Annotated in this window: 18 protein-coding genes; 14 read left to right on the top strand and 4 right to left on the bottom strand. The window is 51.1% G+C overall.

The genetic code is table 11. The features are described 5' to 3' along the window. Positions 1-53: 53 nt before the first annotated feature. Entirely contained in the window at positions 54-1,994 is a 1,941-nt protein-coding gene (csrD, locus tag HVZ37_RS02420; RefSeq protein WP_181628081.1) for an RNase E specificity factor CsrD, read from the bottom strand. 206 nt (positions 1,995-2,200) lie between these two features. Here csrD and HVZ37_RS02415 point away from each other — a divergent pair, with 206 nt between their 5' ends. From HVZ37_RS02415 to accC, 5 genes are all read left to right on the top strand, one after another. Beyond that, complete coding sequence (locus HVZ37_RS02415) at positions 2,201-3,175, top strand: MDR family oxidoreductase (protein ID WP_044255991.1); 975 nt, start codon at positions 2,201-2,203, stop codon at positions 3,173-3,175. 105 nt (positions 3,176-3,280) lie between these two features. Further along, the gene (gene msrP / locus HVZ37_RS02410) at positions 3,281-4,285 is read left to right on the top strand and encodes a protein-methionine-sulfoxide reductase catalytic subunit MsrP (RefSeq protein WP_042998340.1); all 1,005 of its coding nucleotides are present in this window, start codon (positions 3,281-3,283) and stop codon (positions 4,283-4,285) included. Then, positions 4,286-4,885, top strand: a complete 600-nt coding sequence (msrQ, locus tag HVZ37_RS02405) for a protein-methionine-sulfoxide reductase heme-binding subunit MsrQ (RefSeq protein ID WP_181628080.1) — start codon at positions 4,286-4,288, stop codon at positions 4,883-4,885. Between the two features lie 382 nt (positions 4,886-5,267). Next, entirely contained in the window at positions 5,268-5,735 is a 468-nt protein-coding gene (gene accB / locus HVZ37_RS02400; protein ID WP_042998342.1) for an acetyl-CoA carboxylase biotin carboxyl carrier protein, read from the top strand. A gap of 10 nt (positions 5,736-5,745) precedes the next feature. Continuing rightward, positions 5,746-7,095 carry an acetyl-CoA carboxylase biotin carboxylase subunit gene (accC, locus tag HVZ37_RS02395; RefSeq protein ID WP_042998343.1) on the top strand — a complete coding sequence of 450 codons (1,350 nt, stop codon included), beginning with the start codon at positions 5,746-5,748 and terminating at the stop codon, positions 7,093-7,095. A gap of 92 nt (positions 7,096-7,187) precedes the next feature. Here the strand turns inward: accC and HVZ37_RS02390 are convergent, their stop codons facing one another. Then, on the bottom strand, positions 7,188-7,625 hold the full coding sequence (locus HVZ37_RS02390; RefSeq protein ID WP_181628079.1) for a DoxX family protein: 438 nt from the start codon (positions 7,623-7,625) through the stop codon (positions 7,188-7,190). A 31-nt stretch (positions 7,626-7,656) separates the two neighbouring features. Then, positions 7,657-8,349 (bottom strand): oligogalacturonate-specific porin KdgM family protein, encoded by a 693-nt coding sequence (locus HVZ37_RS02385; protein WP_162178926.1) that lies wholly within the window; start codon positions 8,347-8,349, stop codon positions 7,657-7,659. Between the two features lie 579 nt (positions 8,350-8,928). On the opposite strand from HVZ37_RS02385, the gene HVZ37_RS02380 reads away from it, so the two are divergent. From HVZ37_RS02380 to HVZ37_RS02345, 8 genes are all read left to right on the top strand, one after another. Next, positions 8,929-9,171 (top strand): YhdT family protein, encoded by a 243-nt coding sequence (locus HVZ37_RS02380; RefSeq protein WP_042998345.1) that lies wholly within the window; start codon positions 8,929-8,931, stop codon positions 9,169-9,171. Next, positions 9,161-10,612, top strand: a complete 1,452-nt coding sequence (gene panF, locus HVZ37_RS02375; protein ID WP_046401911.1) for a sodium/pantothenate symporter — start codon at positions 9,161-9,163, stop codon at positions 10,610-10,612. The genes HVZ37_RS02380 and panF overlap by 11 nt, the downstream gene beginning before the upstream one ends. Positions 10,613-10,622: 10 nt before the next feature. Next, positions 10,623-11,504, top strand: a complete 882-nt coding sequence (gene prmA / locus HVZ37_RS02370) for a 50S ribosomal protein L11 methyltransferase (RefSeq protein WP_042998347.1) — start codon at positions 10,623-10,625, stop codon at positions 11,502-11,504. 146 nt (positions 11,505-11,650) lie between these two features. Further along, positions 11,651-12,391, top strand: coding sequence for a carbonic anhydrase family protein (locus HVZ37_RS02365; RefSeq protein ID WP_058587496.1), 741 nt, complete (start codon positions 11,651-11,653; stop codon positions 12,389-12,391). Between the two features lie 327 nt (positions 12,392-12,718). Further along, on the top strand, positions 12,719-13,684 hold the full coding sequence (gene dusB, locus HVZ37_RS02360; RefSeq protein ID WP_044327070.1) for a tRNA dihydrouridine synthase DusB: 966 nt from the start codon (positions 12,719-12,721) through the stop codon (positions 13,682-13,684). Between the two features lie 25 nt (positions 13,685-13,709). Then, a complete protein-coding gene (gene fis, locus HVZ37_RS02355) occupies positions 13,710-14,006 on the top strand; it encodes a DNA-binding transcriptional regulator Fis (RefSeq protein WP_000462905.1) in 297 nt (98 codons plus the stop codon). An 85-nt stretch (positions 14,007-14,091) separates the two neighbouring features. Beyond that, entirely contained in the window at positions 14,092-14,976 is an 885-nt protein-coding gene (gene yhdJ / locus HVZ37_RS02350) for an adenine-specific DNA-methyltransferase (protein ID WP_044263680.1), read from the top strand. Positions 14,977-15,058: 82 nt separating this feature from the next. Continuing rightward, a complete protein-coding gene (locus HVZ37_RS02345; RefSeq protein WP_090050727.1) occupies positions 15,059-15,223 on the top strand; it encodes a DUF2556 family protein in 165 nt (54 codons plus the stop codon). A gap of 27 nt (positions 15,224-15,250) precedes the next feature. On the opposite strand, the gene envR is transcribed toward HVZ37_RS02345, so the two are convergent. After that, positions 15,251-15,898, bottom strand: a complete 648-nt coding sequence (envR, locus tag HVZ37_RS02340) for an acrEF/envCD operon transcriptional regulator (RefSeq protein ID WP_042998359.1) — start codon at positions 15,896-15,898, stop codon at positions 15,251-15,253. A gap of 411 nt (positions 15,899-16,309) precedes the next feature. Here envR and HVZ37_RS02335 point away from each other — a divergent pair, with 411 nt between their 5' ends. Then, positions 16,310-17,473 carry an efflux RND transporter periplasmic adaptor subunit gene (locus tag HVZ37_RS02335; protein ID WP_090050729.1) on the top strand — a complete coding sequence of 388 codons (1,164 nt, stop codon included), beginning with the start codon at positions 16,310-16,312 and terminating at the stop codon, positions 17,471-17,473. The last annotated feature ends 2 nt before the right edge of the window (positions 17,474-17,475 follow it).

Here is a 17,475-nt window from a genome sequence, read left to right as displayed (position 1 = left end):
CCCATGAAGGCACAGCGCGCGTTATTCTACGTGAAAACTGAACAAACGGCAGGTTAAACCGAGTATCTTTGAGAATATTTTTTCACATTGGTATCCAGCGGCTGGGAGGCAGCAAAAAAATCCCCCTGTCCACCGGAAACACCACGCGCTGTCAGCGTCTGCCACTCACCGCGCGAACGTACACCCGTTGCGTAAACCTGGGTGCTGGTGCCTGAGCACGCCTCCACCAGGCTTTGAACCAGCAACTGGTTTTCCGTTCGCTTCTCAATGTTCCTGACCAGACTCGGATGAAGCTTGATCAATTCCACATTGAGTTCCTTAATCCAGCTGGTACTCACCAGCGTTAAACCCGCCTGCGTGACGGCAACCCGAACGCCTAATGCATTCACTAAGCGGATAACGGGCTGCAACCGGCTGATGTGTTGACCTACATCCGCCTCCGCAAGTTCAATAATTATGCGTTTTCGTTGCGATTTTTCACACTGCATCAAGGTATCGCGTAACCAACGCTGAAAACGTGGACGAATCAGCGACTCTACCGTCACCTGCATCGCCAGATTCTCTTCCGGCCAGTAGTTTAACAGCGGAATGACGCGGCTTATTTGTAAGCGGTCATACTCTTCTGATAAACCGAACTGTAATACCATCGGCATGTATTCCGCCGTGCTGACCTCTTCATTACCATCAAAGATGCGGCACATCAGTTCCCGATGATGCACATGTCCGTCCCGGGTGACGGCCGGTTTCTGATAAATTCGCGGGCCGCCGCGGCTGAGCATCTGCTCAATCAACGTTCGCCAGCGCACGTTGCCACGCCCTTTTTCCGGCAACGAGTCGTCATACACCGCCCAGCTATTTCCGCCCTGCAACACAGCATTGCGGGTCGCCGCCTCTGCATGTTCCATCACCTGTTCAGTCGACTGCCCGCTACGCCAGGCGCAAATGCCGATATGTACCATATCGTCACGATCGAGCATTTTATTAGTCGGAAGTGCATCGACTGCTTTTAAAAGTTGTCCGGCTACGCTTTCCGCCTCTTTCAAAGTGCGGTGCGGCAGCAAAACGGCAAAGTCGCTGCGATGGTAGCGCGCCAGTAGCGACCCCGGAAAACGCATCATAAAAGTGGACAATAAATTGATCAGACTAAACAGTTCTTCTTCGGCGAGGTTACGCCCCCAACTGTCGCGCAACAGGTTAAAGTCCGGCAGGCGAATCATCATCACCACGCCATGCGCGCCGATCTTCTCCTGATCGTCCAGCAACGTCGCCAGTTGGTTGTCAAAAAAGAGCCGATTGCTGAGGCCGGTTTTGGTGTCCTGCGCGGCGTAAGAGCGAATCAGCGTATCGAGACGGCTCCGCTGCTCCTGGGCGCTCTGGATTTCGGACAACAGCATATCCAGCGCGCTACTGGTGCGCGCCGGCCATTCATAGACCGTACCCCGTACACTGGCTCCCCGTTCTCCATTCAAAATTCGCGTCGAACGCATCTCCAGCAGTTCCTGACCGGAAAGTTGACGCTGTAGCCAAGGTACCGACAGAAACAGCATCAGTACAATAAAACCAATGGCCAGCGTGAGCGGTGCCGTCGTCATCAGTGAATGAAAATAGTTGCCCATCGGATCCTGATAGACCAGATCCATCGTCATTCCCGGGTGCTTCATCAGTGGAACCGAGAGCTCGCGAAAGAGATTACTGGTGCCAACCGGGCGATAGCTACTGTTACGGGTTTGGCTATAAATGACCTTTTCACCCTGCAGCAGATCGACGCGTACGACGTCGGCAGACACCATCAGTTCGTCAATTTGCGATGTTAACTGTTTGAAATCGCGTGAAACAAGATGCGTGTCAATGGCTGTCGCCACCGCCTGGACACGATGGGCCATCTTGTACTGGATGGCGTTGTAAAAGCTCAGCGAGCAGCCGATCAGGGTGACAAAGATCGTTAACCCGGTGAGCAGCGTGACAAAAGCTGAGAATTTCGTCGTTAATCGCATCCTTGAGTTAACTCCGACGGTTGAATTGCGACACGAAACTGCTTAACCAAACGCAAAATTCGTCCGGTTGCGCAAAGAGTGAGTGCATACTACCAAATCAGGTGTATCTGGCAATTTATTGCGTTGCATCGGATTCACGTTTCAATTAGCGAGTATAGTCTTCAGACGTCATTTTCCAATCCACCATGCAGAATTGAGGACAGGTTATGCAGGCTTTGATCTTAGAACAGCAGGACGGTAAAACCCTTGCTTCCGTGCAGACTCTTGAAGAAAGTCGGCTGCCGGAAGGCGATGTCACAGTGGATGTCCACTGGTCCAGTCTGAACTATAAAGATGCGCTCGCCATCACCGGAAAAGGAAAAATCATCCGCAACTTTCCGATGATTCCTGGCATTGATTTCGCTGGCACCGTTCGGACCAGCGAAGATCCTCGTTTTCATGCGGGGCAGGAGGTGTTGCTGACCGGTTGGGGCGTTGGCGAAAATCATTGGGGTGGTCTGGCAGAACAGGCACGCGTGAAAGCGGACTGGCTGGTTGCGCTGCCAAAAGGGCTGGACAGCCGTAAAGCGATGGTGATCGGCACTGCCGGGTTTACTGCCATGCTGTGCGTGATGGCGCTTGAAGAGGCGGGCATTCGTCCGCAAGACGGTGAAATCGTGGTCACCGGCGCCAGCGGCGGTGTCGGCAGTACCGCGGTCGCGCTGCTGCATAAACTGGGCTATCAGGTTGTTGCGGTGTCCGGACGTGAAAGCACCCATGATTATCTCCGCCAGTTGGGCGCAAGCCGTATTCTGGGTCGTGATGAGTTCGCCGAATCCCGTCCACTGGAAAAACAACTGTGGGCCGGGGCAATTGATACCGTGGGTGATAAAGTGCTGGCGAAAGTGCTTGCGCAAATGAACTACGGGGGCTGTGTCGCCGCCTGTGGTCTGGCGGGCGGTTTTGCCCTGCCAACGACAGTGATGCCGTTTATTTTGCGCAACGTTCGTCTGCAAGGGGTGGATTCTGTGATGACACCACCGGCGCGCCGTGCTCAGGCCTGGCAGCGTCTGGTGAATGATTTACCGGAATCATTCTATGCACAGGCAGCAACGGAAATTTCGCTGGCTGAGGCGCCGAAGTTCGCCGATGCCATCATTAATAACCAGGTACAAGGCCGTACGCTGGTTAAAGTGAAGTAAACACAAACGCCGTAGAAATTTACACTTAATTAACGAAATTTCGCTGCGCACTGACAGACTCCCTGCCATAGTAACTACGCATTATATGTACGCCTGGAGTCTGTTATGAAGAAATTACGTCCACTCAAAGAAGCCGATGTCACTGCCGAATCGGCTTTCTTTATGCATCGCCGCCAGGTGCTGAAAGCGCTGGGGATCGGGGCTGCCACGCTGTCGCTGCCGATATCCGCGCAGGCGGATCTGTTGAGCTGGTTCAAAGGCAACGATCGTCCACCCGCGCCCGCCGGCAAACCGCTGGAATTCAGCAAACCCGCCGCATGGCAAAACACGCTGCCTTTAACGCCAGAAGATAAAGTCACTGGCTACAACAACTTCTACGAGTTTGGTCTGGATAAGGCCGATCCTGCCGCCAATGCGGGCAGCATGAAAACCGATCCCTGGACGTTGAAAATCAGTGGTGAAGTGGCTAAACCATTAACCCTGGATCACGATGCGCTCACCACACGCTTTCCTTTAGAGGAGAGGATTTACCGGATGCGCTGTGTTGAAGCCTGGTCGATGGTGGTGCCGTGGATTGGCTTTCCTTTACATAAGCTGCTGGCGCTCGTCGAACCCACCAGCAATGCAAAATATGTCGCGTTCGAGACGCTTTATGCGCCGGACGACATGCCGGGACAAAAAGATCGCTTCATTGGCGGCGGTTTGAAATATCCTTATGTCGAAGGACTGCGCCTGGACGAGGCAATGCATCCCCTGACGCTGCTGACCGTTGGTGTATACGGTAAAGCATTACCGCCGCAAAACGGCGCGCCTGTACGCCTGACAGTGCCGTGGAAATATGGCTTTAAAGGCATTAAATCGATCGTCAGCATTAAACTGACCCGCGAGCGGCCCCCCACCACCTGGAATCTTGCCGCTGCCGATGAGTACGGTTTTTACGCTAATGTGAATCCGCATGTTGATCACCCGCGCTGGTCGCAGGCAACGGAACGATTTATCGGCGCAGGCGGGATTCTGGATGTCCAACGGCAACCCACCCTACTGTTTAACGGCTATGCCGATGAAGTGGCCTCGCTGTATCGCGGCCTGAACTTGCGGGAGAATTTCTAAGTGCGGCTGAGTGCAAAGCAGATTACCTGGCTGAAAGTGGCGCTTCATCTGGCGGGATTGCTACCATTTCTCTGGCTGTTCTGGGCCATTAACAACGGCGGGCTCAGCGCCGATCCGGTAAAGGACATCCAGCACTTTACCGGTAGGACAGCTCTGAAATTTTTGCTCGCTGCCTTGCTGGTCACGCCGCTCGCACGCTACGCTAAACAGCCATTATTGATACGCGCCCGTCGTCTGCTGGGGTTATGGTGTTTCGCCTGGGCTACGCTGCATCTGACCAGTTACGCGCTGCTGGAGTTAGGTATCCATAATCTCGGATTGTTGGGACGAGAACTGATTACGCGCCCGTATTTAACGCTTGGGATCATCAGTTGGCTCATCCTGCTCGCGCTGACGCTAACATCAACACAGGCAGCACAACGAAAATTGGGTAAGCGCTGGCAATTTTTGCACAACTTCGTCTATCTGGTGGCGATCCTCGCGCCGATACATTATCTGTGGTCGGTGAAGATTTTGTCACCTCAACCCATCATTTATGCTCTGCTCGCACTGCTGCTTTTGGCCTGCCGTTACAAGAAGTTCCGCCAGTGGTGGCGCTAGTTTGGCGAACTGTGCAGTCGGTTACAAAATGCAGAGACTCGGATGTTATTTGTGTGTTAGCGGTTGATTATCTTCCCTGATAAGACCAGTATTTAGCTGCCAATTGCTACGAAATCATTATAATGTGCGACCTTGGCTCCCTGGACAGCGTTTTTAGACCGCTGAAAAGGTGACAATCGAGCATTGAAGGTATATTTTGTTTTTTGCCGGAGGATTGCAGCAAATCGCTGCATGTTAACCGACAAGTCTCACATGAATCGTTGAGGCGGAATATACCGGCGTCCTGGCAGGCGCAAGCCGTTTTGCCATCGGGACTCACGCTTTACAGACAGCGCTTAATGCCTGTCACAATCACACTAAACAAAGAGTACGGAACCCACTCATGGATATTCGTAAGATTAAAAAACTGATCGAGCTGGTTGAAGAATCAGGCATCTCCGAACTGGAAATTTCTGAAGGCGAAGAGTCTGTACGCATCAGCCGCGCAGCGCCAGCAGGTAGCTTCCCGGTGATGCAACAAGCCTACGCTGCACCAATGATGCAGCAGCAACCTGCTCTGTCTAACGCAGTTGCTCCGGCAGCAGAAGCGCCGGCAGCCGCCGCAGCAGAAATCAGTGGTCACATCGTACGTTCCCCAATGGTTGGTACTTTCTACCGCACCCCGAGCCCGGACGCTAAAGCGTTCATCGAAGTGGGTCAGAAAGTCAATGTAGGCGATACCCTGTGCATCGTTGAAGCCATGAAAATGATGAACCAGATCGAAGCGGACAAATCAGGTACCGTGAAAGCTATCCTGGTCGAAAGTGGTCAACCGGTAGAATTTGACGAGCCGCTGGTCGTCATCGAGTAACGAGGCGAACATGCTGGATAAAATTGTTATCGCCAACCGCGGCGAGATTGCATTGCGAATTCTTCGTGCCTGTAAAGAACTGGGTATCAAGACTGTCGCTGTGCATTCAAGCGCGGATCGCGATTTAAAACACGTATTGCTGGCGGATGAGACGGTTTGTATTGGTCCGGCTCCGTCCGTAAAAAGCTATCTGAACATCCCGGCTATCATCAGCGCCGCTGAAATCACTGGCGCGGTAGCGATTCACCCGGGTTATGGCTTTCTCTCTGAGAACGCCAACTTTGCTGAGCAGGTTGAACGCTCTGGCTTTATCTTCATCGGCCCGAAAGCGGACACCATCCGTCTGATGGGTGACAAAGTATCGGCGATCACCGCGATGAAGAAAGCTGGCGTCCCGACCGTACCGGGTTCTGACGGCCCGCTGACCGACGATATGGATGCGAACCGTGCCCATGCAAAACGCATCGGCTATCCGGTTATCATCAAGGCGTCCGGCGGCGGCGGCGGTCGCGGTATGCGCGTAGTACGCGGCGATGCCGAACTGGCGCAATCCATCTCCATGACCAAAGCGGAAGCGAAAGCGGCTTTCAGCAACGACATGGTTTATATGGAGAAATACCTCGAGAACCCACGCCACATCGAAATTCAGGTGCTGGCAGACGGTCAGGGTAACGCGATTTATCTGGCGGAACGTGACTGCTCTATGCAGCGTCGTCACCAGAAAGTCGTCGAAGAAGCACCGGCACCGGGTATTACCCCGGAACTGCGTCGCTTCATTGGCGAGCGTTGCGCGAAAGCCTGTGTGGATATCGGCTATCGCGGCGCGGGCACCTTTGAATTCCTGTTCGAAAACGGCGAGTTCTACTTCATTGAAATGAACACCCGTATTCAGGTTGAACACCCGGTTACCGAAATGATCACCGGTGTTGACCTGATCAAAGAACAGTTGCGCATTGCTGCTGGCCAGCCGCTGTCGATCAAGCAGGAAGAGGTGCAGGTCAAAGGCCACGCGGTGGAATGCCGTATCAATGCTGAAGACCCGAACACCTTCCTGCCGAGCCCGGGTAAAATCACCCGCTTCCACGCGCCAGGCGGTTTTGGCGTGCGCTGGGAGTCGCATATCTATGCCGGTTACACCGTACCGCCATACTATGACTCCATGATCGGCAAGCTTATCTGCTACGGCGAAACCCGTGATGTGGCGATTGCCCGCATGAAAAACGCGCTGCAGGAACTGATCATCGACGGTATTAAAACCAACGTTGATCTGCAGACGCGCATCATGAACGACGAGCACTTCCAGCAAGGTGGTACTAACATCCACTATCTGGAGAAAAAGCTCGGCCTCACTGAGAAGTAATTCTCGGTGCACAGCAAAATGGGCTCGGAAGAGCCCATTTTTTTACACCGATTTATCTTCTTCTAAGGCCCGAATTTTCGGGCCTTCTCTTTTTACCGGCGAGAAGAAAATTCAGACATTACGGAATATTTTCCACCACCCAGAAAGAGCATACAAAACCCACCACACAGATATATAGCCTGTAACTCCAGGGCCCATGATCCCTGAGGCGTCAGAGCCAATACTTTCCCGTCCATCACCAGATATGTCGCAAACAGCATTGTGAAGGTAAAAATTGCCGCCGCATAACGTGTCATCCCCCCAAGAATCAACATCAAGGGCGCAATAATCTCGCCAATGAACGATCCCCATGCGATAAAAGCCGGCAAATGGTGAGATTCCAGCAGGAACACGACTGCGCCAAGTCCGTGTTTCGCTTTCGCTACGCCATGAAATAGCATGAGTCCGCCAAAAACCACCCGCAGTATTAATTTTGCCGCATCCGGGTTATTAGTATATCGATGAAATACTTCATCCCATTGTTTTAACATTCTGTGCAACTCCCTTTCATCCCTTTTCTCTTTAGTAGGTGTACTGGAAACCTATCCGGAAACGTGTTTGCCTGTCGTCTTGCAGTCTGTTGACGGAGACATTGCCAATCTCAATATAAGGTGCCCAGTTTTTGGTGACAGAGTAGGCAACCTTCATGTCATGCTCATAGTCGGCGTGACTTTCATTATAAATATCGGTATTGGCATGTAAGTAAACAAAGTTGTATTCAAACTTCCAGTCACCGGTCTTATAGCCAAGCCACGCGTCATAACGCCCTGTTGCTTTATTATTCAGGTCTTCGTTATCCTGCAAGGTGTAATCATAACGATAGCGCAGGTTCAGATAAAAACCATTACCCAGTACGGTCCCGAGTAACAGGTTAGGTTTATAGATGGTATTACCCGAATTACTATCAATATTAAAAGCAGGGATCAGATACATTTTGGGATTAAGGATAAAGCGATAGCTGATAGTGGCTTCACTACCGTTATTATCTAATTCATTAAAAGGCTCATTCGCATCGTCACCACTTGATTTATAACGGGTCTCGACAGAGAAACCGAATTGGTTATCAAACCGATGCGCAAAATAGATACGATCTTTATTAATTTTTCCATCATCGAAGTAGTCGTGACGTAAATCGATAACAGATTCAGCGGCCAGGACATTGCAGCTAACCAGTATTGCCACGGCACTAATAGTCATTCTCTTATTTAATTTCATATTAAAGTCCATGTATGAACGCAAAAAAAGACCTTTCCGTCTCCGACAGAATTAAGAAAAGGCATTGCCACTAAGAATCTCGCTACTCAGAAAACCCGATAACAGGTTCAGCGCCGGTTAAGAATATTATTGTTATATCACCCTGTAAATTGCAGTCATTAATAAAATATGAGATCTGACGAGCAAAATAGGAGGCATAAGAAAATATCCATATAAATAGCCATTGAGAAAAAGCAGCGTATTCATCGACTTTATATAGCGTCACAGCTTATTACCTCATTAATTAATAATATCCCGTTAGCCGTTTTATTATTAATTAATAACGGAGGTGCTAGATAATTCCGGATACTTTGCACAATAAAAACGAGAGTAATCAATATTATTAACTAAAATAAAAATAGGAAAATAAAAATAGAATACGTTTATTTTCAGAACAGTTCGTTTTGATTAATTGATCGTGATTATTTTGTCTCCTCACCCCACAGGGGCAAGATCGTTCTTCAGCCGCCACCTTTCTCTCCCCCCTGACCAGCGGCTTAAGGTACAATCCCCGCTTTCTTTTTCAACAAGGGACAAAAAATGGACAAACGTTTTGTTCAGGCCAATAAAGAAGCGCGTTGGGCGCTATGGCTGACCCTTCTCTATCTGGCTGCCTGGCTCGCCGCAGCTTACATACCAGGGGTGACGCCGGGCATAACCGGGCTGCCGCACTGGTTTGAAATGGCTTGTCTGCTAACACCGCTGATCTTCATTTTGCTGTGCTGGGCCATGGTGAAATTTATCTATCGTGACATTCCCCTGGAGGATGATGATGCAGCTTGAAGTCATTCTGCCGCTGGTTGCCTATCTGGTTGTTGTGTTCGGTCTTTCTGTTTATGCCATGCGTAAACGGCAGACCGGCACCTTCCTGAATGAATATTTTCTGGGTAGCCGTTCCATGGGGGGGATCGTCCTGGCGATGACCCTGACCGCGACATACATCAGCGCCAGCTCATTTATTGGTGGACCTGGTGCGGCCTATAAATACGGACTGGGATGGGTATTGCTGGCGATGATTCAGCTTCCCGCCGTCTGGCTTTCGCTGGGGATACTCGGTAAGAAATTCGCCATCCTTGCCCGTCGCTATAATGCCGTCACCCTCAACGACATGCTGTTTGCCCGCTACCAGAGTCGCCTGCTGGTGTGGCTGGCGAGCCTCAGCCTGCTCGTGGCGTTTGTCGGCGCCATGACCGTGCAGTTCATTGGCGGCGCACGCCTGCTGGAAACGGCGGCGGGTATTCCCTATGAAACAGGTCTGCTGATTTTCGGTATCAGTATCGCGCTGTATACCGCGTTCGGCGGCTTTCGTGCCAGCGTGCTTAACGACACAATGCAGGGACTGGTGATGCTGATTGGCACCATCGTGCTGCTGGTCGGTATCGTGCATGCGGCCGGTGGCCTGAGCCATGCCGTAGAGACCTTAAACGCCATCGACCCAAAACTGGTTTCACCGCAGGGCGCCGATGACATTCTGTCTCCGACCTTTATGACCTCATTCTGGGTACTGGTCTGTTTTGGTGTGATCGGTCTGCCGCATACGGCGGTGCGCTGCATCTCCTACAAAGACAGCAAAGCGGTACACCGCGGGATAATCATCGGTACCATCGTGGTGGCGATCCTGATGTTTGGTATGCATCTTGCTGGCGCGCTGGGTCGTGCGGTTATCCCTGACCTGACGGTGCCGGATCTGGTGATCCCCACGCTGATGGTCAAAGTGCTGCCGCCTTTCGCCGCCGGGATCTTCCTTGCCGCGCCAATGGCGGCCATTATGTCGACGATCAACGCCCAGTTGCTGCAAAGTTCCGCTACGATCATTAAAGATCTCTATCTTAATATTCGCCCGGAACAGTTGCAGAACGAGACGCGGTTGAAGCGAATATCGGCGGTGATCACCCTCATCTTAGGCGCGCTGCTCTTACTTGCCGCCTGGAAACCGCCAGAGATGATCATCTGGCTGAATCTGCTGGCGTTTGGCGGTCTGGAAGCCGTGTTCTTGTGGCCGCTGGTGCTTGGCCTTTACTGGGAGCGCGCGAATGCGACCGGAGCACTGAGTGCGATGATTGTCGGCGGCGTGCTGTATGCGATTCTCGCCACCTTTAACGTTCAGTACCTGGGCTTCCATCCGATTGTGCCCTCGTTGCTGCTAAGTTTGCTGGCTTTCCTGGTCGGAAACCGTTTCGGTTCTCCTGCCCCGCAAGCCGCTGTATTGACTACTGATAAATAAAGAGTTTGCCATGCCATGGATCCAATTAAAACTGAACACGACGGGCGCTAACGCGGAAGCATTGAGCGATGCCCTGATGGAAGCGGGTTCCGTTTCCATCACCTTCCAGGACACGCACGACACGCCGGTTTTTGAGCCATTGCCGGGCGAAACACGCCTGTGGGGCGACACCGACGTTATCGGTCTGTTTGATGCCGAAACCGACATGAAAGAAGTCGTAGCCATCCTGGAACACCATCCGCTGCTGGGCGTCGGGTTCGCGCATAAAATTGAACAACTGGAAGATAAGGACTGGGAACGCGAGTGGATGGATAACTTCCACCCCATGCGTTTTGGCGAACGCCTGTGGATCTGCCCAAGCTGGCGCGACGTGCCGGATGAAAATGCCGTCAACGTAATGCTCGACCCCGGTCTGGCGTTTGGTACCGGCACTCATCCCACCACCTCACTGTGCCTGCAGTGGCTCGACAGTCTCGATTTAACCGGTAAGACCGTTATCGACTTTGGTTGCGGTTCCGGCATCCTCGCAATTGCCGCGCTGAAACTGGGCGCCGCAAAAGCGATCGGTATCGATATTGATCCGCAGGCGATTCAGGCCAGCCGTGATAACGCCCAGCGTAATGGCGTATCAGAACGTCTTGAACTCTACCTGCCACAGGATCAGCCAGACGCCATGAAAGCCGACGTAGTGGTCGCCAACATTCTGGCAGGCCCATTACGCGAGCTGGCACCGTTAATCAGCGTCCTGCCCGTTACAGGCGGTCTGCTGGGCCTTTCCGGTATCCTTGCCAGCCAGGCGGAAAGTGTTTGTGAAGCTTATGCCGATCTCTTCGCTCTCGATCCGGTGGTGGAGAAAGAAGAGTGGTGTCGAATCACGGGCCGTAAGAAGTAACCCTGTCTCCCGCGCGTGGCCGTACTACCGGCCACGTTTTTCAGCATTTCGCCCGCTCCTTCCTCTTCCTCTCATACGGTAAAATAGACGCGTAACTCATTGAAGTTGCAAATATAAAAATCTATTTTATTCATTGGAAGAATTTCATGAACCCTTTTTTGAGCAAGGCAACTTTTCTCGCGTTAAGCATCATGTCATCCACCGCAATGGCGTCACACTGGAGCTATGAGGGTGAAGGATCCCCGGAACACTGGGGCGCACTCAGTGAAGAGTATAAAACCTGTCAGACCGGGATGAATCAGTCCCCAATAAACATCGACCAGTCGGCAAATGCCCACCTGAAGCCCCTGAAAACCCACTACACTGAGGGCCCCATTACTCTCATTAACAACGGTCACACAATCCAGGCCGCGCTAAAGAGCGCAACGGCTGATACCATCACGATTGACGGGACTCCGTTTACATTGCAGCAATTCCACTTTCATGCCCCAAGCGAAAATACGGTTCACGGTAAACATTACGCGATGGAAATGCATCTGGTGCACAAAGACGCAAATGGAGCTATCGCCGTTGTTGCGGTCATGTTTGATAAAGGGGCGGCAAACACTGAGCTGGATAAACTGTGGGCGACTATGCCTGAACAAACCGGGCAGGACGCTAACGTCACCTCACAAATGGATCTGAATGCCCTGCTGCCGAAAAACAAACGCTTTTGGCGTTTCAGCGGTTCACTGACCACACCGCCCTGCTCTGAAGGGGTAACCTGGATTGTCATGAAGCACCCTCTGACGCTGTCCGCCGCGCAATTAGAAAAATTCAGCCATACGATGCATCATGACAATAATCGTCCGCCCCAACCGCTGAACGGTCGTGTCGTGGTCGAGTGATGACCGATGCGTTGCGCAATCATCTGCTGAAATGAGAGCGATGTCACATTAACTCAAGATAATCTGCTGATTAATTCAGCAGATTATCTTGCAAGCCCGCGCAGATTCGAAGAAAAAATGAGAAGTTACGCAAAATTATAAGCGTACAGAATTTCGTCACGCTTTTGTAATGCAATGATTTGTATGGCTAATTATTTTATGGCGTTGACGTTAACGGCGATTCTTTGATCCACCGCAGAGGATTGGTCAAAGTTTGGCCTTTCATCTCGTGCAAAAAATGCGTAATATACGCCGCCTTGCAGTCACAGTATGGTCATTTCTTAACTCATGCGCATCGGACAATACCAGCTTAGAAATCGCCTGATCGCAGCGCCCATGGCTGGCATCACTGACAGACCTTTTCGGACGCTGTGTTATGAGATGGGAGCCGGATTGACCGTATCCGAGATGATGTCGTCTAACCCGCAGGTTTGGGAAAGCGACAAATCCCGTTTACGGATGGTGCACGTTGATGAGCCAGGAATTCGCACGGTGCAAATTGCCGGTAGCGACCCTGTTGAGATGGCCGATGCCGCACGGATTAACGTGGAAAGCGGCGCCCAGATTATTGATATCAATATGGGGTGTCCGGCTAAAAAAGTGAATCGCAAGCTCGCAGGTTCAGCCCTCTTGCAGTACCCGGATTTAGTGAAGTCGATACTAACCGGGGTGGTTAATGCAGTGGACGTTCCTGTGACCCTGAAGATTCGCACCGGCTGGGCTCCGGAACACCGTAACTGCGTAGAGATTGCCCAACTGGCTGAAGACTGTGGCATTCAGGCTCTGACCATTCATGGACGCACCCGCGCCTGTTTGTTCAATGGAGACGCTGAGTACGACAGTATTCGGGCAGTTAAGCAGAAAGTTTCCATTCCGATTATCGCGAATGGTGACATTACTGACCCGCTTAAAGCCAGAGCTGTGCTTGACTATACGGGGGCTGATGCCCTGATGATAGGCCGCGCAGCTCAGGGAAGACCCTGGATCTTTCGGGAAATCCAGCATTATCTGGACACTGGGGAGTTGCTATCCCCCCTGCCTCTGGCAGAGGTTAAGCGCTTGCTTTGTGCGCATGTTCGGGAACTGCATGACTTTTATGGCCAGGCAAAAGGGTACCGAATCGCGCGTAAACACGTCTCCTGGTATCTCCAGGAGCACGCTCCAAATGACCAGTTTCGGCGCACATTCAACGCCATTGAGGATGCCAGCGAACAGCTGGAGGCGTTGGAGGCATACTTCGAAAATTTTGCGTAAACAGAAATAAAGAGCTGACAGAACTATGTTCGAACAACGCGTAAATTCTGACGTACTGACCGTTTCTACCGTTAACTCTCAGGATCAGGTAACCCAAAAACCCCTGCGTGACTCGGTTAAACAGGCACTGAAGAACTATTTTGCTCAACTGAACGGTCAGGATGTTAATGACCTCTATGAGCTGGTACTGGCTGAAGTAGAACAGCCCCTGTTGGACATGGTGATGCAATACACCCGTGGTAACCAGACCCGTGCTGCCCTGATGATGGGCATCAACCGTGGTACGCTGCGTAAAAAATTGAAAAAATACGGCATGAACTAATCTCGATTAGCTAATTGCTTGTTTAAAAAGGCGCTACTCGGCATGGGGAAGCGCCTTTTTTATACGCCTCTTTTGTGGAGCCGATATGAACTCACGATGTGAGCCACACTACTTTGGTGATGAATCCGCGTCGATCATCCACGGAGATGCGCTGACAGAACTTAAGAAACTCCCCGCTGAAAGCGTCGATTTAATCTTTGCCGACCCGCCTTACAATATCGGAAAGGATTTTGACGGGATGGTCGAGTCCTGGGACGAAGACATCTTCCTGGGCTGGCTGTTCGCGTGCATTGAGGAGTGTCATCGGGTGCTGAAAAAACAGGGCACGATGTACATCATGAACAGCACCGAAAACATGCCGCATATCGATCTCAAATGCAGAACGCTGTTTACCATCAAAAGCCGGATTGTCTGGTCTTATGACAGTTCAGGCGTGCAGGCGAAGAAATTCTTTGGCTCAATGTACGAACCGATCCTGATGATGGTCAAAGATGCCCGACAGTACACTTTCAACAGTGACGCTATTCTGGTTGAGACCAAAACCGGTGCGAAAAGAGCGCTGATTGACTACCGTAAAAACCCACCACAGCCTTACAACACGCAAAAAGTTCCGGGCAATGTCTGGGAATTTCCCCGCGTGCGTTATTTGATGGATGAATATGAAAACCATCCGACGCAAAAACCTATCGCCCTGCTAAAACGGATCGTTCTGGCCTCCTCCAATCCTGGCGATACGGTGCTGGATCCCTTCGCCGGCAGCTTTACGACAGGTGCTGTGGCCGTGGAATCGGGACGTAAATTCATCGGTATTGAGGTCAATAATGAGTATGTGAAGATGGGGCTCAGACGGCTGAACATCAGCTCACACTACTCCCAGGAAGAGCTGACGAAAATCAAAAAGAGAAAGACGAAAAACCTGTCGAAAAAGAGTCGAACGGCGTCAGATGTGGTGAAGATGACAGCAAAGTAAAAGCATTGTAAGCCTGCTTTTCAGGACGCATTTTTCGTGTATATTTCCTGCACGCTTGGGCATGAATACACAGGATTTGGCAATGATTCGTAAGTATTGGTGGCTGGTTGTTTTTGCGGTCTCCGTGTTCCTTTTTGATGCGTTACTGATCCAGTGGATTGAACTGATCACCACAGAAGTCGATAAATGCCGCAATATGGATTCCGTCAATCCGCTCAAGCTGGTCAACTGTTCCGAATTACAATAGCGTGTGATTGATAGACAGGAGAAATGATTATAGGGTTTCCGATGTTAATTGCATGACATATCCATCAGGAATTAACATCCTTAATACATTATCCACCAGCGCCGGTGCCTGCTGATAAAGATCGTAGCGGGTAGAATTCATCAACCAGTTTTTCACGATCCCGCTAAAACTACCGTGAATAATAATTAACACAACGTCTAAATCCAGAGTTCTGGAAATTAACCCTTCCGTCATACTCGCTTGCAACGCGTCGCGTAGTCCCCTCTGGCTAAACCCAATTTTCTCGCGTATTTCCTGTTCTGATATCATCCCCTCATGAAATTCACATTTATGATATAAAATTTGCAGCAATGCCTGCTGCCGGGGAATTTCCGCGATATATTGCAATCCGGCAATTAACTTTTCGCGCAACCGCTGCAAGGGATTATCGCAGTCATGCAAAGCTAACCGGTCCTGAATAAGATCACGTAATGGCGGTTGCTGTTGCCAGAGTTCATTGAAGAGCTGCGTTTTGTTGTCAAAATGCCAGTAGATAGCCCCCCGCGTGACCTGGGCCGCGTCGGCAATGTCGTTAAGCGTCGTGTTGCCAACGCCTCGCGTGGCAAACTGGATGATTGCAGTCTCAATCAAATGTTGTCGCGTTTTTAACGCTTCGGCTTTTGTTCTTTTAGCCATAAGTTATCGTTTCAGGAGCAGGATAAAAAACAGAAATATGGCAATTCACAATTGCCGTTCAAAAAGAACTGTATCACCCCATCCGTTCAGAGATGAAATAAAAGCGAATTTCCTCAGCACAAAACATTCAATCAAATAACCCCCACAAATAAAACCAACAAAAACATTCATACAACAAATGTACATTTCCAAATATATTAGCCAGCAACAAGGCATGACAAAGAAAAACAAAATGAAAAGATAAAGCCATCACTTTTTTGTTTTTACGTGCCGTAGACCCGGCCATAAAATAACTATTACTTACATCGCACGCTAATAATTTGTAGGATAGCCAACTATTATTTCTTCGTGCACGTTATCGCCTTACCGTTATCCGGTAAATAACGAGCTATAGGTTTTTAAGGAACAGTAATGACGAAACATGCCAGGTTTTCACTCCTGCCCTCATTTATCCTCATCTCTGCTGCGTTGCTTGCCGGTTGTAACGATCAGGGAGATAAGCACGCTCAGACAACCGAACCGCAGGTGACCGTTCATGTAGTTACCGTCGCGCCATTAGCAGTAACCACCGAACTGCCAGGACGCACCTCGGCATTCCGCATTGCAGAAGTTCGTCCACAGGTCAGTGGTATTGTTCTCAAAAGAAACTTCACCGAGGGCAGCGATGTTCAGGCCGGGCAGTCACTGTATCAGATCGATCCTGCCACTTATCAGGCAGATTACGATAGCGCGAAAGGGGAACTGGCGAAAAGTGAAGCAGCCGCCGCCATCGCACACCTGACGGTTAAGCGCTATGTTCCGCTGGTAGGGACAAAATACATTAGCCAACAGGAATACGACCAGGCGATTGCAGATGCGCGTCAGGCCGATGCGGCAGTCATTGCCGCACGAGCCGCAGTGGAGAGCGCACGTATCAATCTTGCTTACACCAAAGTCACCTCGCCGATCGATGGTCGTATTGGCAAATCCAGCGTGACGGAAGGCGCGCTGGTCACCAACGGCCAGGCAACAGCACTGGCTACCGTGCAGCAACTCGATCCTATCTATGTCGATGTCACACAGTCCAGCAGCGACTTTATGCGACTGAAGCAGTCCGTTAAACAGGGCAGCCTGCATAAAGACAGCGCCAGCAGCAGCGTCCAGTTGGTGATGGAAAATGGTACGGCGTATCCCCTGAAAGGGACATTGCAGTTTTCGGATGTCACGGTGGACGAAAGCACAGGCTCCATCACCCTTCGCGCCGTCTTCCCTAACCCACAGCACGCTCTGCTGCCGGGGATGTTTGTTCGCGCTCGCATTGACGAAGGCGTTCAGCCCAACGCTATTTTGATCCCCCAGCAGGGCGTAACGCGTACGCCTCGTGGCGATGCGACGGTACTGGTCGTCAATGACCAGAGTCTGGTTGAGCCACGCGCCGTTGTCGCTTCGCAGGCTATCGGCGACAAATGGCTGATTAGCGAAGGCCTACATCCAGGCGATCAGGTGATTGTCAGCGGATTACAAAAAGCCCATCCCGGCACGAAAGTGAAAGCTACCACGGATGCCAATACTCCTGCGGCAAAAGCGGCGCAATAAGG

This window comes from Citrobacter sp. RHB35-C17 (assembly GCF_013816795.1).
Classification (GTDB): domain Bacteria; phylum Pseudomonadota; class Gammaproteobacteria; order Enterobacterales; family Enterobacteriaceae; genus Citrobacter_A; species Citrobacter_A amalonaticus.
The sequence above is the reverse complement of the archived record's forward strand: the minus strand, read 5'-3'. Positions and strand labels throughout refer to the sequence as shown.

Excerpts from the sequence above, each read along its gene's own strand:
- csrD (WP_181628081.1), bottom strand. The coding sequence starts at position 1,994 with ATGCGATTAACGACGAAATTCTCAGCTTTTGTCACGCTGCTCACCGGG.
- HVZ37_RS02415 (WP_044255991.1), top strand. The coding sequence starts at position 2,201 with ATGCAGGCTTTGATCTTAGAACAGCAGGACGGTAAAACCCTTGCTTCC.
- msrP (WP_042998340.1), top strand. The coding sequence starts at position 3,281 with ATGAAGAAATTACGTCCACTCAAAGAAGCCGATGTCACTGCCGAATCG.
- accB (WP_042998342.1), top strand. The coding sequence starts at position 5,268 with ATGGATATTCGTAAGATTAAAAAACTGATCGAGCTGGTTGAAGAATCA.
- accC (WP_042998343.1), top strand. The coding sequence starts at position 5,746 with ATGCTGGATAAAATTGTTATCGCCAACCGCGGCGAGATTGCATTGCGA.
- HVZ37_RS02390 (WP_181628079.1), bottom strand. The coding sequence starts at position 7,625 with ATGTTAAAACAATGGGATGAAGTATTTCATCGATATACTAATAACCCG.
- HVZ37_RS02385 (WP_162178926.1), bottom strand. The coding sequence starts at position 8,349 with ATGAAATTAAATAAGAGAATGACTATTAGTGCCGTGGCAATACTGGTT.
- HVZ37_RS02380 (WP_042998345.1), top strand. The coding sequence starts at position 8,929 with ATGGACAAACGTTTTGTTCAGGCCAATAAAGAAGCGCGTTGGGCGCTA.
- panF (WP_046401911.1), top strand. The coding sequence starts at position 9,161 with ATGCAGCTTGAAGTCATTCTGCCGCTGGTTGCCTATCTGGTTGTTGTG.
- prmA (WP_042998347.1), top strand. The coding sequence starts at position 10,623 with ATGCCATGGATCCAATTAAAACTGAACACGACGGGCGCTAACGCGGAA.
- HVZ37_RS02365 (WP_058587496.1), top strand. The coding sequence starts at position 11,651 with ATGAACCCTTTTTTGAGCAAGGCAACTTTTCTCGCGTTAAGCATCATG.
- dusB (WP_044327070.1), top strand. The coding sequence starts at position 12,719 with ATGCGCATCGGACAATACCAGCTTAGAAATCGCCTGATCGCAGCGCCC.
- fis (WP_000462905.1), top strand. The coding sequence starts at position 13,710 with ATGTTCGAACAACGCGTAAATTCTGACGTACTGACCGTTTCTACCGTT.
- yhdJ (WP_044263680.1), top strand. The coding sequence starts at position 14,092 with ATGAACTCACGATGTGAGCCACACTACTTTGGTGATGAATCCGCGTCG.
- HVZ37_RS02345 (WP_090050727.1), top strand. The coding sequence starts at position 15,059 with ATGATTCGTAAGTATTGGTGGCTGGTTGTTTTTGCGGTCTCCGTGTTC.
- envR (WP_042998359.1), bottom strand. The coding sequence starts at position 15,898 with ATGGCTAAAAGAACAAAAGCCGAAGCGTTAAAAACGCGACAACATTTG.
- HVZ37_RS02335 (WP_090050729.1), top strand. The coding sequence starts at position 16,310 with ATGACGAAACATGCCAGGTTTTCACTCCTGCCCTCATTTATCCTCATC.